At 33.5% G+C, this 17,952-nt stretch carries 16 protein-coding genes; 10 read left to right on the top strand and 6 right to left on the bottom strand.

The window, feature by feature from the left end; genetic code table 11:
- Positions 1–5 precede the first annotated feature (5 nt).
- Positions 6–1,166: a galactokinase gene (locus NEF87_RS10890; RefSeq protein WP_457919828.1), complete on the bottom strand. Its 1,161-nt coding sequence runs from the start codon at positions 1,164–1,166 to the stop codon at positions 6–8.
- Between the two features lie 101 nt (positions 1,167–1,267).
- Positions 1,268–1,714: an Lsm family RNA-binding protein gene (locus tag NEF87_RS10885; protein WP_457919827.1), complete on the bottom strand. Its 447-nt coding sequence runs from the start codon at positions 1,712–1,714 to the stop codon at positions 1,268–1,270.
- 74 nt (positions 1,715–1,788) lie between these two features.
- Between NEF87_RS10885 and NEF87_RS10880 the strand changes: the two genes are divergently transcribed.
- From NEF87_RS10880 to NEF87_RS10870, 3 genes are all read left to right on the top strand, one after another.
- The gene (locus NEF87_RS10880; protein WP_457919826.1) at positions 1,789–3,783 is read left to right on the top strand and encodes a DNA methyltransferase; all 1,995 of its coding nucleotides are present in this window, start codon (positions 1,789–1,791) and stop codon (positions 3,781–3,783) included.
- A gap of 159 nt (positions 3,784–3,942) precedes the next feature.
- The gene (locus tag NEF87_RS10875; protein ID WP_457919825.1) at positions 3,943–4,950 is read left to right on the top strand and encodes a rhomboid family intramembrane serine protease; all 1,008 of its coding nucleotides are present in this window, start codon (positions 3,943–3,945) and stop codon (positions 4,948–4,950) included.
- Between the two features lie 65 nt (positions 4,951–5,015).
- Positions 5,016–6,443 carry an FHA domain-containing protein gene (locus NEF87_RS10870; protein WP_457919824.1) on the top strand — a complete coding sequence of 476 codons (1,428 nt, stop codon included), beginning with the start codon at positions 5,016–5,018 and terminating at the stop codon, positions 6,441–6,443.
- Between the two features lie 19 nt (positions 6,444–6,462).
- Here the strand turns inward: NEF87_RS10870 and NEF87_RS10865 are convergent, their stop codons facing one another.
- Positions 6,463–7,689 (bottom strand): alanyl-tRNA editing protein, encoded by a 1,227-nt coding sequence (locus tag NEF87_RS10865; RefSeq protein WP_457919823.1) that lies wholly within the window; start codon positions 7,687–7,689, stop codon positions 6,463–6,465.
- 68 nt (positions 7,690–7,757) lie between these two features.
- Here NEF87_RS10865 and NEF87_RS10860 point away from each other — a divergent pair, with 68 nt between their 5' ends.
- The 4 genes from NEF87_RS10860 to NEF87_RS10845 all read left to right on the top strand — a co-directional run bounded on the left by NEF87_RS10860 (position 7,758) and on the right by NEF87_RS10845 (position 11,800).
- Entirely contained in the window at positions 7,758–8,042 is a 285-nt protein-coding gene (locus tag NEF87_RS10860) for a hypothetical protein (protein WP_457919822.1), read from the top strand.
- 3 nt (positions 8,043–8,045) lie between these two features.
- Positions 8,046–10,367 carry a hybrid sensor histidine kinase/response regulator gene (locus NEF87_RS10855; protein WP_457919821.1) on the top strand — a complete coding sequence of 774 codons (2,322 nt, stop codon included), beginning with the start codon at positions 8,046–8,048 and terminating at the stop codon, positions 10,365–10,367.
- 69 nt (positions 10,368–10,436) lie between these two features.
- Positions 10,437–11,384, top strand: a complete 948-nt coding sequence (locus tag NEF87_RS10850) for a DMT family transporter (RefSeq protein WP_457919820.1) — start codon at positions 10,437–10,439, stop codon at positions 11,382–11,384.
- A gap of 92 nt (positions 11,385–11,476) precedes the next feature.
- Positions 11,477–11,800, top strand: coding sequence for a hypothetical protein (locus NEF87_RS10845; protein WP_371806561.1), 324 nt, complete (start codon positions 11,477–11,479; stop codon positions 11,798–11,800).
- A 5-nt stretch (positions 11,801–11,805) separates the two neighbouring features.
- Here NEF87_RS10845 and rbr read toward each other — a convergent pair whose 3' ends face one another.
- Complete coding sequence (gene rbr / locus NEF87_RS10840; protein ID WP_457919819.1) at positions 11,806–12,396, bottom strand: rubrerythrin; 591 nt, start codon at positions 12,394–12,396, stop codon at positions 11,806–11,808.
- Between the two features lie 162 nt (positions 12,397–12,558).
- Here rbr and NEF87_RS10835 point away from each other — a divergent pair, with 162 nt between their 5' ends.
- Positions 12,559–12,816 carry a hypothetical protein gene (locus tag NEF87_RS10835; RefSeq protein ID WP_457919818.1) on the top strand — a complete coding sequence of 86 codons (258 nt, stop codon included), beginning with the start codon at positions 12,559–12,561 and terminating at the stop codon, positions 12,814–12,816.
- A 1-nt stretch (position 12,817) separates the two neighbouring features.
- Here NEF87_RS10835 and NEF87_RS10830 read toward each other — a convergent pair whose 3' ends face one another.
- On the bottom strand, positions 12,818–14,857 hold the full coding sequence (locus NEF87_RS10830) for a hypothetical protein (RefSeq protein ID WP_457919817.1): 2,040 nt from the start codon (positions 14,855–14,857) through the stop codon (positions 12,818–12,820).
- Between the two features lie 648 nt (positions 14,858–15,505).
- On the opposite strand from NEF87_RS10830, the gene NEF87_RS10825 reads away from it, so the two are divergent.
- Positions 15,506–15,817, top strand: coding sequence for a hypothetical protein (locus NEF87_RS10825; protein WP_371806557.1), 312 nt, complete (start codon positions 15,506–15,508; stop codon positions 15,815–15,817).
- A gap of 153 nt (positions 15,818–15,970) precedes the next feature.
- Here NEF87_RS10825 and NEF87_RS10820 read toward each other — a convergent pair whose 3' ends face one another.
- A complete protein-coding gene (locus NEF87_RS10820) occupies positions 15,971–17,203 on the bottom strand; it encodes an acyltransferase family protein (RefSeq protein WP_457919816.1) in 1,233 nt (410 codons plus the stop codon).
- Between the two features lie 124 nt (positions 17,204–17,327).
- Here NEF87_RS10820 and NEF87_RS10815 point away from each other — a divergent pair, with 124 nt between their 5' ends.
- Positions 17,328–17,930, top strand: coding sequence for a hypothetical protein (locus NEF87_RS10815; RefSeq protein WP_371806555.1), 603 nt, complete (start codon positions 17,328–17,330; stop codon positions 17,928–17,930).
- Positions 17,931–17,952: the final 22 nt, after the last annotated feature.

The following is a 17,952-nucleotide window of genomic DNA, read 5'->3' as shown; positions in this document are numbered from 1 at the left end:
TTTTTTTATTTTTTCCAAATTTCATGAACCCCTTCAACAGGCGTAACTTCATAAGTAATTGGTTTATACCCAAATTTTTCTTCATAGGCGGGAAGTTTTTCGAGATATATTTTTAATGCCTCGGGAGACAATATGGATATTGTACATCCTCCGAAACCTGCACCTGTCATTCTTGAACCAATGCATCCCTCGATAGTTTGAGCGGCCTCAACGAGCCAATCAAGTTCGACAGACGATACTTCATAATAGATTTCTAAGGATTTATGTGATGCATTCATTAAATTACCAAAGGCTGTTAGATCATGAGATTGAAGTGCTTTTTCTGCATCTAATACGCGTTGATTTTCTGAAATGACATGGAAAGCTCGCTTTCTAATCTCTGGAGGAAATATATCATGACTTTTTTTATAATCCTCTTCTGTATAATCACGTAAGAATTTTCCGGGTTTTTCTTCCGATAAAATTTTCACCGCTTCTTCACATTCTGAAACACGTTGATTGTATAAACTGGAAGAAAGTTTGTGAGGGACATTTGAGTTAGTGATAATCATTTTATAATTTCCGAGATCCAAAGGAATTAATCGATATTCCAAACTTTGACAATCGATTAACATCGCTTGGTTAACTGCACCCATGCGGCAGATGTATTGATCCATGATCCCACATTTTACACCCACGACTTCATGTTCTGCTTGTTGGCAAATTAAGGCCATCTCTGTTCCAGAAATTTCTAAATTATATATTTTTTGAATTGCAAAGGCAACTCCAACTTCCAATGCTGCAGAAGATGATAATCCCGCACCTTGAGGCACATTTCCTGTAAATGTTATTCTTATTCCTTCAAATTTGTAACCTTTCTTTTGTAAAACTTTCACAACTCCAATAGGATAATTAAACCAATCTACATTGCTTTTTACCAAATCTGAGTACATTGCGACCATTTTTTTATCAAAATCAAGTGAATACACTGAAATTAAATTCGAATCTGGTATTTTCGAGATTGCCACGGTGATACCCATATCGATTGCCATCGGCATAACAAATCCTTTGGAATAATCTGTATGTTCACCAATTAAGTTGACTCTCCCGGGAGCATGAACGATTAATTCGGGGTCTTCTCCAAATATATCATTATGCTTTTGCTTAAGAAGTTCAAATTCGGGCATTTTTTTTCATTCCTAGATATTATTTTTCGAGGAAGGAAAAAAAGGTTTCTAAGTGATTAGTTTAAATTGTAAAATTTTGAAAGAAAAGGAAAAAAAATGTATTATTTTTTATGGGAATCTCGCCAATCAGCAAGAAAGTTATCGAATACTGTTTGGACACGATTTTTAGTTGGTCCTCTGCCTTCTACTCCATTTTCACTAATTTTAATTTTACCACCCAATAACGTAACTGTGTTATCTTCAGCTATTTCTATAGCTTCACCAGGTAATATTTTACGCAAACGAGCAGCGAGTTCTTGCATTGGGAAAGGTTCTCCTTCCAATGTAAATGAAATCCATTTAGACCCTTGGATAACAATTTTATCATATTTGTTGTTTTTATCATCTTTTGCATTTGCTAAACAAATGGATTGGGACCCCATTTCAAACCCAGTCATTTTTCCAATGTAAAAATGAGTTGGATAATCAATTTCTAAGATTACTTTGACATTAGCATTCAGAGCGACTGCCATTTCTTTGTTAAATTCCCGAGTAATTTGGCTGGACATATATAACTTTTGGAGAGATTTCCAAAAAACTTTTTCAAATTGAAATTTTATCCATCCTTAGGAGCAAAAAAATCTTGGCCCATGAAAAAAAGGAAGATATAATTTCTGATTTAGAGCAAGATTATATCATTCTTCCAAAAACTCATTCGTCGATGTATTTGATGCATAAGTATTGGGCAAGAAAACCTGCCAACATTGTTTCTTCATATATTAATCGGTATTGTCCGCTTAATGGGATCGTTCTAGATCCATTTTTAGGATCAGGAGTTACAGTTTTAGAGTCCATTTTTGCTGGAAGAAAGGCAATTGGGATTGATATTAATCCAATGTCCCAGTTTATTTGCAAAAATTCAGGAATCCGTGTTGATCTAAAAAAGATGCAAGATTGCTTCACATTTCTTCAAACTCAAATAGTGGAGAACTCTTCTTTATATCATGATTTATTTCAATTTAATTGCCCTATTTGTGGGCAATCTGCCATTTTGACTCATTTAATAAGAAAAAATGATGGTTTAGAAAAAGTTGATGAAATTGAAGAAGTCCGCTATCAATGCTCCAAGTGCAAAGAAATTATTGTTAATTCTTCTCAAAATACCTCATATTTAGAAAAAACATTCACAACTATATTGGAACGAGAAAAATTCGCGCAAAATTTGATAAATACTAAACGAATTAATCCTCCTCTCTTTAATTTTAAGTATACAAATGAAGTTCCCTTTTTACAACTCCGTCATAATCTCCGGTCTAATAATGGTTTGGATATGCTTTTTTCTAAAAGAAACCTTGTCTTCCTCACTTATTTGAGAGATTTGATTATTAATTTGCCCACTCCATTTACAGATCTTTCTGAAATATTTATGTTTGTGTTTTCAAGTGCTATTGGACAAGCGAGTAAAATGGTGTGGGTGATCGATAAGCGTAACGGGAAGAAATTGAAAAAGAAACAAGTAGGTTCTTGGACTCATCATTTTTTTTGGGATCCCTCCTCATATTTTGAAGTCAATCCGTGGAATTGTTTTTGCGAACGATTCAAGAAGATTCTTCGAGGTAAAAATGATTCAAATCAACGTAACTTACAATCATCTCTTAAATTCTCTTTAGCTGATTCGTTCTCTACGTTATCTGTTGAAACTCCCGTTTTCCTTCTCAATATTTCTAGCTCTTCTTTACCCATTCCGGATGCTTCCATTGATTTTATATTTACAGATCCACCTTATGGGGATTCTATCCAATATGGGGAACTATCATCTCTTTGGGGTGCATGGCTCAATATGAACATGGAAAAATTTATTTCACAAATAGAAGCTGAAGAAATAGTTATTAATTCAAAACAAGGAAAAAAAATCGATTTTTATCAAGACCGACTTACTCAAGTATTCTCTGAAATGCATAGGGTTTTAAAACCTGAACGTTTTATGATAATTACTTTTCACAACACCTCTTTGAAAATTCGTAATGCTTTAATTTCTTCTGTCGTAAATTCTTCTTTTCTTTTAAAACAAATTTTATTCCAACTTCCTCCTCGCGTTTCAATTAAATCTATGCTTCATTACAATGGATCTCCTATTGGAGATTATTATATTCGATTTCAAAAACCTAAAAATCATGAAGATTATTTAACTCAAAGGGAAAATTCTCAGAAAAAATTTTCAGATGAACAAATAATTAACAAAATTTCCACTTGTATCCAAAAAATTCTCTTTCATCGCGGGGAACCTACTTCTTTCATTTGGATTTCTAATTTAATTGATGAATTTTTATTCGAACAAGGACTATTTCCAATGGCGAATCTCGAGAAATTCATGGAGTTGGTGAAAAAACTACCAATTTTCTCTATAAATGAAGAAAATATATGGTGGTTTGCTGATAAATCGATGGTTAAAAATTGTGAAATTGCTTTAACCGAGAAAATAACTCATTTTTTAAAGAAAATGGACTTTACTAGTTTTAAAAAAAGTGGGAAATCTTCCAAAAAACAAGAAATCTTCAATTTAATTTATCAACATTTCCGTGGTGTCTACACGCCTGATAAATTCCTTGTGAATCAATTAATCGAAGGAATCAACTGAATTTATTGATGAAATTTGTTTTATTTTTATTCTATTCGTCAAATTCTATTCCTTTTAACTTAAATGTTATTCATGAAAAATATGCTCTTTAGGAACAAAGGTGTCATTAAATTATTTAACTAAGCACATTTTCTATTATTTAATAAAGAGGAAAAAAAAATGGTTAAATGCGATACTCCCGATTGCAACGAAACGTTGACTTATCTCCCTTTTAAATGTCGATATTGTGGCGGAACTTTTTGTAAACTACATCGATTACCTGAAAATCATGATTGTACGTTTTCTATGAATGATAACCCTCGTGCTCGGACGACAGTTGCTTCATCAACTACTTCAGTGCCAGAAGAATCTTATAATCCCGCTCAAAATAATTTTAATACTCCGAACTATACCACTCCTGAAGATACCGAAAAACAAATGGAACGGGAAATGCGCGATTATATCCGGGCTCAAGAACGTCAAGCTATGCCCCCTCCTCCTACTAGAGGCAGTCGTCCCACTGGTGAAAATTATAGTCCATTTATTTCACGGACAAATAAGATGCAAGTCACCTATACGTTTATGGGCTTATCAGCGTTTTTCTTCGTCCTAACGCTCTTTCCAATATTGGAACCATATATTCTATTCAATACATTAAATCTATTTTCAAGTATTTTAGCAATTCCAACTTTAATAACATCTATGTTTGCCCCTCGCGATATTTTTGGATTACTTTTTGCTGAATTAATGCTCTATTCTATTGGTAAATCCATTGAAATGCAATTTGGATCAAAATTCATGGCTACCATTTATTTAGCTTGCGGTGGATTGGGTGTTTTATCAATAGTGCTTGTCCAATCTTTAGGAATGATACTTTCTATCGGGAGATTGTTGGATTTATTCTTGATTTCTACTCAATGGTGCGCTATTCTTGGCATGATGACTTTCCTATTGCATCTTGTTGGTTTAAATCGAGAAATGCGAATGTATCTCTATTTCATTCCCGTTAAACTCAAAGCGAAATATATTCTTTATTTTTTAATTGCTTATTCCTCTGTATTTGCAATTTTAGGTATATTTTTCACCGGAATCTCAACTGCTTCTTATGTTGGACAGCTAATGGGTATTTTAGGTGGGAAATTAATGTTTAATAAATTTGGACGCCGCGTGGTTACGGGCATTTATTGAAGGTCTCAATTTTTTTCTTCTCTTATCAGAACCTTTTTACCTTTAATTTACAGATATATTGATCAATGGTTGTTCGCGAAATTTATCTGGAAATTCCCAAAATTGGTGGTAAAATTCTCCTCCCTCAAAATCAACACGTTTTTCACATAGGAAAGAAGGATATCAAAAAATCTGCAACACTTAGCGTTGATCCCGCACTATTTTCCGCTATTTCGAGTGTTCGAAAAGATCCAAAAACCGGGAGTTATGTTAAACAACAATTTATTATTTCTTTAAGAGGAGATCGTTATTACATCGAGGATCTAAATAGTACGAATGGAACTTACCTGGGAAACTTGAATTTAAAACAAACAACCCCACAACTCTTGAAAAATGGTGATAAAATTATTGTACCTGTCGAAGAAAACGGTACGTTGATTCAAATGGATCTTATTTTTCATGATACTACAATTAACACTCCAAATGGAAGTGGTTCAAGTCAAGTAGAAAAATTAAATGAAGAACCATTCAAAGATCCCACAATTGCTTCTACTGTGGCACCTCCTTCACGCTCGCATCATTCCTTCACTGATCCTACTCAATCTCCAACGGTGGCACCTAGCGAAGAATCGTCATCTGGTGGAGTTTATTTTGATCCAACCCAGGCACCCACCGTTCCCCCAGTTCATGATCCATCTATGGCTCCTGCTTATCGAAGACGGAATGCAATTTTTATGGATCCAGAGGATCCTTCCTTTACTTCCAATAGTTTCATTTTAGTCAAAAGAAAAATGCCTATTCCTCCAAATGCCTTTCGTCCAGATTCTGGATTAGATTTGGGAATGGTCTATAAATTAGAAAAGAGTGAAACATGGCATATTCTTGTTGCCTTTAGTTTACTTTTTATTATGGTGTATCACTCTTATATTAATGTTATGGGATTAACTGCTTTATATTATTATATCCAATATCAATACTTTATCGGCATATCTGCAATATTTTTTGAACCTCTCCCTATTGCTTTAATCTTTTCTCTGTCTTTTATTGTGCATGAAACCGCTCATCTACAGACAGGGAAACATTTTCATTTCCAAAGTCGTTTTTGTTTAACAACTGTAGGGATGAAAACAACCCTTCGTTCTGCAATAATTGGAATTCCAATCGCTTTACCCGGAGCTGCCGTATCTGTTGGGGTTGATCCTGACGATGATAAAGATAAAATGGGGGCGATTAAAATTGCGGGTCCCGCTTCAAATTTCATCCTTGGATTAGTATTTATTCTAATTTCACTCATACTCCCCGGATCCTTATCTACTTTGAAGATGATTTTCTTACAAGGGGGATCCTTAAATTGCGTTTTAGGGACATTTAATATGTTTCCGGGCGAATTCAAGGGATTTGCACTCGATGGGAAGTATATCAAAAAATGGAAACCAAAATATTATTTTATTCTATTAGTTTTGCTTCTTTTAGGGCTCGTAGTGTCTATTTTGTTATCAAGTACAGGCCAATAAGTTTTTTTATTTTCTATTTTTACTCAAAAATTATATTTTTTATCTTATTTTCTATGAATTCCAATGCTTGGGGAAGATTGGTGGGATTTCCCCCGCCTTGAGCAAATTCTGGTTTTCCTCCACCCTTTCCATTGAGAATTTTTGCAGTTTCTTTAAGTAAATTCCCCATATGTAGTTCTTTACTTTCTATTTCTGGGGTTCTTCCAAAGATAAGTTGAAGTTTATTGGAATCTTCGATCAGATTCGTAAAAATTACAATGGATTTTACCTTTTTAATAAGTTTTGACTCGATTTCCCGTAATTCTTGCATATTTCGATTGAAAAACTGGTGAATGATCAAATACACTCCGGATATCTGTTGAGCTTGTGCTATTAATTCTGGAACTTCATATTCCATCATTTTTTTAGAAAGATTAGATAATTGTTCTTGTGTTTTCTCTAAATCTGCTTGAACTTTTTCAATCAAGGGTACTAGTTCTTCTTCACTACACTTAAATTTCTCTGATGAATCACGCAAAATCTCACTCCTTTGCTGATAATTCTTCAAAGCTCGATTACCACAAACATATTCAACCTTGATTCCTTCTTTCATCTTGGTCCATTTTGTGATTTTCATTAATCCAAGTTCACCCGTAGTCCTTGTATGGATACCTCCGCACGCCGAATAATCAAAATCATTTACAATCACGATTCGAAATCCCCCTTCACCTTTCTTTTTGGGAGGTCGACGAAGTGGATATTGTTCTAAATCTTCTAGGTGATCATGCCAGTGAATTAAAATGGGTCTATTTTCAAAAATGATCTGATTTGCTCTAGATTCTATTCGAGCTGCATCTTGCCATGAAAAATAGGGTAATTTTACATCAATTGAAAGGGTTTTTTTCCCCAAATGGACTGAAAATGTTTCTGCTTGCATTAACTCCCAAAAACATTCTGAGATAACATGTTGACCTGAATGTGCTTGCATCAATTCATATCTATGGTTCCAATTTAATTTAAGCTCGACATTTGAACCGATTGGGATTGATTTGTCAGTAATATGATAAATTCGACCTTCGATTTTTTGAGTATCTTGAATTTCAATATCATTCATTGTACCAATATCTCCCGGTTGGCCTCCACCCTCGGGATAAAAACATGTTTGGTCAAGGCAGATTCCGAACTTTCTTTTAATATTTTTAACTTCAATAACTTTTGCTTGACATTTTGAAAGATACCCATTTTCATAATATAATCGGGAGGTCATATATTAATGATGCATTCATCATACCTTAAATCCATAACCCTTTAGGATCGATATTTACTTACATATTTATGAAGGAGGAAGATCTCTATCAACAGCGAGCTGATCTTGGTATTAAATATGTTACATCGGTTCAAGAGAAATTTAAAATCAATCTAAAACGATATGTTGAAGAAAATCCCGACAAGATTCCTCAAATTAAACTCATTGCGGCCCATCTTGATCAACTCCATAAAAAAAAAGGACCAAACGCCACGATATTGTACTACAAAGCTCTTGGATCTGAATATGCTCAATTTGAAGCTGAATTCAACCAGAAGATTCAAGATTTGATAAGAAAACAGGATATTTTGTAAAAGATGCCATTTCAAGACCAAAATTTACCAGATCAGTCTGTTGACAAATTGCTTGAAAACCAAAAAAATCTATATGAAATTCTGAGGTATTCAAAAGATATTTCATATAAAATTGATTTAACCAGTTCATCCTATGTGTATATAAGCAATTCTGTTGAAGAAATCTTAGGGTGGCCTTTAAATAAATTTTTAGAAGACGGGCGCTCTTTTTCCAAAACTATTTTTCACCCTGATGATTTGGATCAAATGGAGTCCATTATTGAGTTTACTCGCACAAATCTTAATAATTTTTCTCGTTCCAGTGAGCTTGAAATCCGATTAAGACATAAAGATGGAGGATATCGGTGGTTTTTAGATCGTTTTGCTTTTATAATAGATCAAAATGATTCTTGTTACATGATTGGATCTCTTATCGATATTACTGAACGAAAGCAGGTTGAATTTTCTTTGATTGAAAGCGAAGAAAGGTTTCGAAATTTGATCGATCAAGCCCCCTTTGACATTCAAATTTATGACACAAAAGGATATTTACAAATAGTTAACAAGAATTTTCAAGTTTTTTGGGGGATTGATCCAGAGAATGCTATTGGAAGATTTAATTTACTGAAAGAACCTCTTTTTGATAGGTTAGCTTTGCTTCCTTATATTCAAGAAGCTTTTAATGGAAATTATACTCAGATACCTGATTTCAAATTAGAACCGGGAATGTTTAATAATAATAATAAAGAGATACATTGGCTCAGGACAATAGTCTTTCCCATAAAGAATGATCAAAATTTGATGCAAAATATTGTAGTTATTCATCAAGATATCACGGCGTATAAAAAATCTCTTCAGATAATTCAAGAAAACCAGCGAAAATATAATGATTTGTTCAATAATTCTCGTGATGCTATAATATTGCATGAAATTTCTGGGAAAATTATTGAGGCGAACCAAAGTGCTCTCAATTTATTTGGTTATACTCGAGAAGAATTATTAAGTTTCGTTACTGATGATTTACATCCTACAGATAAGAAGATATTACAAAAGAACTTGACGAATGAATTTCTAAGCGGTTCCCGTGGTCTTTATGAAATAATAATGCAGAGAAAAAACGGTGAGACCTTCGAATCTAATGTAACTGCTAGTATTATTTCATTGGATGGTGAAAAATTCATTCAAGCAATAATTCGGGATATCTCTGAACAAAAACGTCGAGATTCTGAACAATTACGCTCTCAAAAAATCGAATCAATAGCTCTTCTGGCTGGTGGAATTGCTCATGATTTCAATAATATTTTAGTCGGAATACTTGGTAATGTTAATTACATGCAATTAGAAGATGATGTTTCTAATGAAATGTTAGACTCATTGCGGGATATAGAAAAAGCAACTTTAAGAGCAACAGATCTGACAAAACAATTACTAACATTTTCAAAAGGTGGTGCACCTCTGAAAAAAACACACGATATTCTTTCGATTATTGAAGAATCGCTCTCATTTGTAATGCGGGGATCAAAATCAAAATGCGTAGTGGAAAAGAACTCGGAAATTCCTGTAGTCGAAGTTGATGCTGGCCAAATGAATCAAGTTTTTAATAATCTCCTAATTAATGCAAATCAAGCTATGATAGATGGGGGAACTATTTTAATCTCTCTTGAAGTTATCGAATTGGTGAATTCTGTTGATGTTCCATTAGCGGATGGGAATTATATCCATATTTCAATTAAAGATCAAGGTGAAGGTATTTCGTTAGATACTCAGCAACATATTTTTGAACCATATTTCACTACAAAAAAGAAGGGAAATGGTTTAGGTTTAGCAACATGTTATTCTATTATTAAAAGACATGGGGGTTATATTACATTTGAATCTCAAATGGCTATAGGTACGACATTCCATATTTATCTCCCGATAAGTGAAAAGGAAATAAGAAACAATTTAAAGAAATCTGCTTTAAAGCAGGAATTTCAAGGTAAAGTCATTATTATGGATGATGATCCCATGATCTTGAAGATATTATCCAAAATACTTACAAAATTTGGTTTGTCCGTAGATATTGCTTATGATGGTGAAGAATTGTTAAGAAAATATGCAAACTCAATAAAGAATAATGAAAAATATCGTTTGGTAATTATGGATCTCACAATTCCAGGAGGAATTGGAGGAAAAGAAACAATATCCGAACTTAAAAAAATTGACCCTGATGTTATCGCGATAGTTTCAAGCGGTTATTCGAATGATCCCATTCTTGCTAATTATAAAAAATATGGTTTTTCACAAGTTTTGAATAAACCTTACACCATTGACTCCATAAAGCATGTTTTGTCTGAATTTCTGTAAGTGCCCTATTTAAAATGTGCATTTTACCATCATTTTAAATATTTCAACGGTTGAAAATCATGATACTTCTTGAATAAAAACACAAAAAAAGGGTTAATGTTTGGGGCTTTTGGTGTCATTGCAGAAAGTTTTTTACCGGTTGTTACTAATTTACGACCAGATGCCTTGGATGCATTCTATTTTGCATGGTTTACGATGATTTTTGAATCAATTTTCATTTTTCCCTTAATGATTGCAGAACGAAAAAAATTTAAAAATAAGTTATATCTAATGGAAAATGCAACCGAGCTTGAGACGAAATTATCAAGAAATCAAATCATTTTATCCAATATCATTATTGGTATTATCTTTGCTGTAGCCCTAATCATACAATTTTATGCATTACCGATAGCAGGTGCAATACTAAGTTCAATTGTTCTAAAATCAAGTTTAATCTTTTCAATGCTAATTGGAGTTGTTTTACTTCATGAAAAAGTAACTAAACAGCAATTAGTCTTCACCCTTACCTTATTGTTTGGTCTATTTTTTACCCTTACAAATGGTTTTGCGGCAGTTGTTGAAATGAATATCGGTGCTATAATGTTATTTTTCTTACCCCTCCTTTGGATGTTTGGCCACTATTTCACCAAAAAATTAATGGATGTTCAAAAATCTCCCCCAATGACAATTGTAATCTCCCGCACTGCTATAGGAAGCTTAGTACTTGGGATTTTTTACGTCATTGCTTTTCCAGATCGGAGTATTTTCATATTATTGGATCTACAAAATCTATTATCTTTACTCCTTGCCGGAGTTGTTTACTCAATAATCCATATATGCTGGTATAAAGTGCTTCAATATATGGATCTCTCTAAATCAACAACAATTTATGCCTTGACACCTATAGTGACTTCTATTTTTGCTTTAATTATTTTAAATGAAAAATTCACAGTGATTCATCTAATCGGCATTACTGTAGTGATCATTTCAATACTTTTCTTCTATCGAGAACATCCAAAAAAAGAAAATAATGACTGAACAACTACGTTTTTGATAGTCTCAATTTTTATTTTGTAGGATGCTTTGTAACAGATAACAGAGAATTCACTTGGATTAAAGGATATTTTTCAATGCCAAAAAACTCCATTCCCAACGATATCAATTATTTTAATCATATTATTAGCAAATATGAAGATTTATTAAACGGGGAGTTGAAAGATGTGTTTTTACGATATGCAATCAAGGAAGCCTTCTTGATTACGGAACTTTTCCAATCTTTAGGTAAAGATGAAATAACCACGAATGATATTTGTAATAATATTGCAATTCTCATCAATTCATTGTATGATATTGAAACTTTTCATCATAACACCTATACGGAATTAAATGATGACCAACGTTTGGTTTTACACGAACAAATGAATTCATTAATCACATTAGAAGAAGAAAAATAAAAAAATTACATAAATGAACTATCCATCTTTTTGAAAAATGCCATAGGGTGATCACAGGATGGGCACATCTTTGGGGGATGTTCCGCATAGTGCCAATAACCACATTCCATACATAACCACCATACTTTCCCTTCGCTTTTGAACATGCTGGCAGATTCCAATGCATCTAATATTGCTTGATACCGTTTTTCATGATGTTCTTCAGCTTTCGCAATTCCTAGGATTTGAACGGATAAATCCGCAAAACCTTCTTCTTTAGCGATTTTTGCAATTTCTGGATACATTTCTGAAGTTTCATGGTGTTCTCCTGCAATAGAAGCTTTGAGATTCTCAACAACTGACCCTCGCACCACGGGGACGGCGACATTTTGAATTTCCAACATTTCCGTTTTTTCACCAATTTTTTCCATCACTTTTTGAATCATACGGAAGAAATTCTTTCCATGAGTTTTTTCATGATTCGCGGTTTCGAGGAAAATTTCCTTGATTTGTTCATATCCTTCTTTACCAGCAATTTTTGCATATTCAGTATAGCGCATTCTCGCTTGAGATTCACCCACATAAGCTTGAGCAAGGGCTTCGACTAATCGGTTCATAGTACTTTCACTAGGATTTGAATCCTTATTAATATATATGTTGTTCTTCATATCAAATTTCGTGGATAAGAAGTGAAAATTCTCTATAGAAGTTCCGATTTAGTTTAAATGATATATTATCCAGACACATACAATTTTTACTTTCATCTCCCTTGAGTTGTTATGCAAAAAAAAATGAACTCATCAATTGATGTCGAAGTTAAAAAGGGTGAAAATCAAAATGAAGACAAGATAACCCCAACAAAACAAACCGCAAAAGGTGTAGCAGAAATAATGGCTGCTAACATGGCGGCAAACATGCAAAATTCCAATTTTTTGAACGAGCAAGAATCGCTCAAGGATGAAGTGCGGAACAAAATTATTGAGCAACGAAGGGAACGAGAAGGAAAAAGAAAAAAAAATGTGACTAAAATAAATTGAATTAGACACGCATATGTCGATAACGGTGACAGTTCATACCGAAACTGAGAACGTTGATCTCGTAATCCACCATACCATTTTCCATAGTTGGCGAGACGATCATATAATATTCATCAGCAGCAGTAATTCCAAATCCAGTTTCGTAGGCATCATAGAGATTTAAATCATAGATGTAATAGTAGTCTTCTCCACACCAATTGTATACTTCTACAATGGTAACTAAGAATTCGGCTTCAGGTTGTACATTTACGAGTTCAATTTCTACTCCACTGACACTTGCGCTTCGGATAATCCAACCCGCAAATTCAGTACCCCAATCAGTCATGTATCGGAAAGATAACATAACTTCTTGCCCTGCATAAGCGGATAGATCAAATTCAATGATTCCATCACCAGTTCCGGTTAAACCTGGTAAATTGGCTTGAATATCTGGGTGACCACTTGGATCAAAATCAGTGGTAGTGTTTTCATTGGCTAAAGAGGTCCAAGTTTCTCCATTATCGGTAGAAATTTGCACGAATCCAAAGTCCCAGTAATCTTCAATAGACCACATAGAGTCTAATCGCAAGTATGGGTCTGCAGTATCTACTGTTGCTGTGCTAATTAAGGAAACATCATATAATGCTGCTGCTCCAGAATACCATCCATCTTCGGTTAATTCCCAACCATATTCAGCGGTGTCATCTCCATCAAATGCGAAGATATCAAAGAAATTGTAATCTCCTGGAGTAAATTTAATATAATCGCTTCCATAAGATCCGAGTTTAGAAATACCTGAATCTCCCCCATAACCTGTTGTGGTGCCAAAATCGGTACCTAACAAATCTGCAACGGGTGTAGAAACATTATAAATTCGAAGTGGATTGTCTACTTCATCAAAATCTATTGATGGGTATCCATAGACACTATCATCTAAATCAAGCATATTAGCAATTCTCCAGTCTCGATAGATATCATCAAAGGTGATGGTATAATTAAAGTAAGCCAAGGCTGCATTAATCCCCTCGATTCCACCAATTCCTGCTTGGACAAAGTGGCTTATAAATGCTGCACCACCATAATGATCTGCTAAATAGACGGTCCATAATTGGGCACATCCATAATCAGCTAACACATTGAGACCACCTTGATCTTCCCAATTGGTTAAACTGTTATCTGGAGTTGCAAAGTAATCTCCCATTCGACCCCACGAGTATCCATACCCACAAAGTGGTTCGGAGTACATAGAACATCCTTCATTCATAAAGGTGTCATCAGCAGGATTATAATCTGCATGAATTAAGTGTTGGAGTTCGTGAGCAATTGTACCTTCATATAAAAATGGTCGGGCTACATCTGGTCCCACTCGATTTTCCCAATCACTGGAATCAATATTGATAATATTTCGATTGAAGTAATATTCATAAGTTCCCCAGTAGAAACCGGCAATATATGATGGATATGTATAATCATAATATGCGGTATCTCGAATGTTGGAGATTTGAATAATAATTTTACCTTCATTGCTAAGATAATAATCTTCTGGAAGTCCAAGCATACCTGCTAAAGGTGCTGCTTCGCCAGTATGTTCGTCAGGAGTCCCAAAATACGTCGTATCTATTGGATAGATATTGCTTTCAAATTCATTTAAAAGATAGTCTAATTGTTCTTGGGTTACAACGGGATCTTCTCGAGGATCACCTTCAGGATATGTCATATCTAATTGAACCCATATTTCGGTGAGAGGTCCTGCGGCTTGTAACTGATATGCATCAACAAACATACCGTTTACATCATCATAACTTAGGAAGTATTTGACTTCACCAACAATGGCTTCTTCTACAACGGTTTCAGAACCAGAATCTGAATCTTCTCCAACAACATCACTTGGATTAATCAATTGTGACATATCGTTGTGGAGTAGTTTTTCAGAAACAGACATTGGTTCATAATCCGGAATCGCTGGATTCATGGAAGCTGCCGCATAATTTAAACCAACCATTGCAGCGACATTAAATACCAACAGTCCCATCAAAAAAAATGAGAAATTTTTTACCTTCATATTTTTTTTCACGTTTCTATATTAATATTTGAAAATCTATACAATTCATTTTCATGGGTTGTCACAGATTTTCGAATACATTTTGATAGATTGTTTTGATCGAAATTAAATATAATGAAAATTCTACCATTCTTTAGTACAATTCTTTTTCCCATTATTCCGTTTAGTTATTAATGGAACAATTTGGTGTAATGATGGGAAGAATTAGGCATATAGATCGATTAGATTGAAGAAAAATTTAATTTTTATAATGGTATGAAGATTATGCTGAACTAATTTTGTAATTCTATTAACGGGTTTTTTCAATAGTTTAATGTTCAAAATATTGAAATTAAATTCGTGCAATGAATTGGAAAAATATTGTGATAATTCTTTGGATTTGACAAGACCATGGAAATCCTGCACTTTTTAAGGCTTTTCAAATGCACCTATGTTAAATCCACAGTCCCATCAAAAATTGAGAAATTTATTACCTTCATATTCTTGAAGATTTCAAATTTGTAATTGATATAATATTTCAATAATATATAAATTTTATGAACAATCTACCGCATCAATACCCAATCGAATTTAGCAAAAAATGCTTTAATCCATGTGGAGCATACTAATTTAAATACTACTTTGACAGAATTGTATTGAGGTATATAAATGAAGTTAAACTTAAATCGATTGAGTGGTATTTTGATGCTTTACTGCATGGGAGGTGCATGTGCATGTTTTCCTGCAGTTTTTATTTTTCGGGCAAATTATGATCCTATGGCAGGATCCATTTTTACCATCGTTGGGGGTTCATTGTTGATTGTTAGTGCTATTTTTCTCCTAATAAATAGTACCGAAGCTAAAAGCAACAAAGTCGATCTTGATGATCAAAAACGAACTCAAATAGTATATGGATTGATGGCTTTAACTGTCATCACCGTGGTTGTGATGTTCCTTTTGGGAGAAATTATCCGGTTTTAGTTTTTTTCACCTTCACCTTATATTTATAATGTTATCCGCTTAAGTTACATTCTACCTTGGATCCAACCAAATCAAGAATAAATTAATGTTGGAAATCAAAAAAAAAAAAACAAAAAAAAACTTTAGAAGCTTATTTAGTAAACTATTTTTTCTTTAAAATACCACAAAGAAAAATAAAATTTGTCCAATTATCCATGCTGCAAATGCGATCACGGCCAATGTTAGCATAAAAGCATATATTTTTTGATATCCTCTCTTTTCAGGCATCTTTTTATAAAACTTCTCTTCAAGATGGTTCCAAAATAATCCAATTCCAAATGTAATAACCAAATTTAGTGGAAAGAACCATAAATAGTTCAAAGGTGCTGCATCAAAAATATCAAGGGTGGAAGCATCTCCATCGGTCATTATCAAAAAGAATTGAAAAACAATTGAGAAATAAAATATCTGGGCTAATAAAATATGATATGTGGATTTACTCACTTTCCTAATAAACTCACTAACTGTACCTTTGGGATTTTCGGGGATAAGTTTCATGCAACACATAAATATTACTGCAGAATAGGGGAAATAAAACATTTGATAATCACCAATTGGGAAAAATAAAAGCCCTGGGAATATCATAGCGATAATCATGTATCCTAAACTGATTGGAAAAAGGATCCAAATTACTACGTTATGTTTGGATGACATATTATGATCAATTGAAAGCCATAATCCCATTCCAATAGCACTGAACAAACAGAAAACACTGTAAAGAAAGTAAAATACTCCTAGAATATTACCTTGATTGGTACTAAGGATCATTAATACAATAAATTGGGTCAAAAATTCTATACAAAAAGTTGCAAAAAAAGTTGTTGATGGCATTTTTTTAAAGTAGAAATGTAAGATTGGAAACACTAGTATTGTTCCAAAGAGAACCGGGATGAACCACAAGCCTGGACCGTAAAAGAGCGTGAATCCTAGGTACCGAAAGACCGCTGAATCATATGTTGCAGGGGAATTTATTTGAATCTCCCCTAATGTTACAATTAACCTCATTATACCGTGAATGAAGTAAAGAATGAGGTAGGGGATGAAATATCGCTTCAATTTCTTCTCAAAATAAGATCGGGTATAATAATCTTTTAATTTCATGTGATTTATTCCCTTCGATGAGTTTCCCAAATTAAAACCCATAATGATCATCAATATTGGGATTGAAATTCGTTCCCAAAAAGGAGATCCAAATTGATGTAAAAAACTGTGAGTAAAGGTATGATCCATAATTACCAATCCAATCATGATTGCCTTCATGGCATCCACTTGAAAATATCTCTTCCTTTGCGATGATTCCACTTGTAATTCTTCGAGAGTTGCAGTTTGATCGTATTCAGTATCCATTTTTAATCCTCAATATTTGATAGAAATATTCTTAGTACTCTAAAATATTTGTGAAATTTCAATATTTTTCTGGTATTTGAATAACTTCATATTTTATAAAAACTATTACAATAATGTCTTCGAAATGAAACCCTTTCTTCAGATCTCCGTTATTTCAACTCTTGAAAAGGAGTGGTCACATAAACATATCCTTTCTTTGATCAAAAAACGATTTGAACGAACTCATAAGGTTCCCGCTAGATGGATCGAAACAGAAGATTGTGGTTTGTTGTTTGAATTAATATACCCATCAGAATCTCGTTTTCTTGAATGTTATAAAATGGGACATGATTTGTTTAATCAGTTAGCTGAAGAGTTAAATTCTTCGAAGAGTTTGCCAAATACTATTTTCATTGAAGCTATGAATGCAAAAAAATCCCAATATGATTCTACTTTAGGTAAAAATTATCTCGTTTTAAAATACCGGACGAATCTTAAAAAACCAATGAGGGAAAGTTATCAATTTGCTGGGAACATAGTGAAATTATTTGGGGTTGCTTTTTCCATTGAAGAAATTGAGGATGGATTTTTGTTTTTCTATATGCGGAAAAATGATTTCTTAGGTTTTCAAATTGATCCCACTAATTATCGGGAAGTTAAAGATTGGATTCAGTATCTGGGTGTGGATCTTGAGGATGAAAGAATTCAAAAATTGCTTGGTTTTATCAAAAATCTCAATCAAAATTAATATTTTTTTCATTAGAGTATTT

Origin of the sequence: Candidatus Lokiarchaeum ossiferum (genome assembly GCA_025839675.1) — an archaeon.
Taxonomy (GTDB): Archaea; Asgardarchaeota; Lokiarchaeia; order Sigyniarchaeales; family Promethearchaeaceae; genus Lokiarchaeum; species Lokiarchaeum ossiferum.
This window is presented reverse-complemented; position numbering and strand designations above follow the sequence as displayed.

What these genes read in the sequence shown, in the direction of transcription:
- NEF87_RS10890 (WP_457919828.1), bottom strand. Translation starts at nt 1,166, where the DNA reads ATGCCCGAATTTGAACTTCTTAAGCAAAAGCATAATGATATATTTGGA.
- NEF87_RS10885 (WP_457919827.1), bottom strand. Translation starts at nt 1,714, where the DNA reads ATGTCCAGCCAAATTACTCGGGAATTTAACAAAGAAATGGCAGTCGCT.
- NEF87_RS10875 (WP_457919825.1), top strand. Translation starts at nt 3,943, where the DNA reads ATGGTTAAATGCGATACTCCCGATTGCAACGAAACGTTGACTTATCTC.
- NEF87_RS10870 (WP_457919824.1), top strand. Translation starts at nt 5,016, where the DNA reads ATGGTTGTTCGCGAAATTTATCTGGAAATTCCCAAAATTGGTGGTAAA.
- NEF87_RS10865 (WP_457919823.1), bottom strand. Translation starts at nt 7,689, where the DNA reads ATGACCTCCCGATTATATTATGAAAATGGGTATCTTTCAAAATGTCAA.
- NEF87_RS10860 (WP_457919822.1), top strand. Translation starts at nt 7,758, where the DNA reads ATGAAGGAGGAAGATCTCTATCAACAGCGAGCTGATCTTGGTATTAAA.
- NEF87_RS10855 (WP_457919821.1), top strand. Translation starts at nt 8,046, where the DNA reads ATGCCATTTCAAGACCAAAATTTACCAGATCAGTCTGTTGACAAATTG.
- NEF87_RS10845 (WP_371806561.1), top strand. Translation starts at nt 11,477, where the DNA reads ATGCCAAAAAACTCCATTCCCAACGATATCAATTATTTTAATCATATT.
- rbr (WP_457919819.1), bottom strand. Translation starts at nt 12,396, where the DNA reads ATGAACCGATTAGTCGAAGCCCTTGCTCAAGCTTATGTGGGTGAATCT.
- NEF87_RS10835 (WP_457919818.1), top strand. Translation starts at nt 12,559, where the DNA reads ATGCAAAAAAAAATGAACTCATCAATTGATGTCGAAGTTAAAAAGGGT.
- NEF87_RS10830 (WP_457919817.1), bottom strand. Translation starts at nt 14,857, where the DNA reads ATGAAGGTAAAAAATTTCTCATTTTTTTTGATGGGACTGTTGGTATTT.
- NEF87_RS10825 (WP_371806557.1), top strand. Translation starts at nt 15,506, where the DNA reads ATGAAGTTAAACTTAAATCGATTGAGTGGTATTTTGATGCTTTACTGC.
- NEF87_RS10820 (WP_457919816.1), bottom strand. Translation starts at nt 17,203, where the DNA reads ATGGATACTGAATACGATCAAACTGCAACTCTCGAAGAATTACAAGTG.
- NEF87_RS10815 (WP_371806555.1), top strand. Translation starts at nt 17,328, where the DNA reads ATGAAACCCTTTCTTCAGATCTCCGTTATTTCAACTCTTGAAAAGGAG.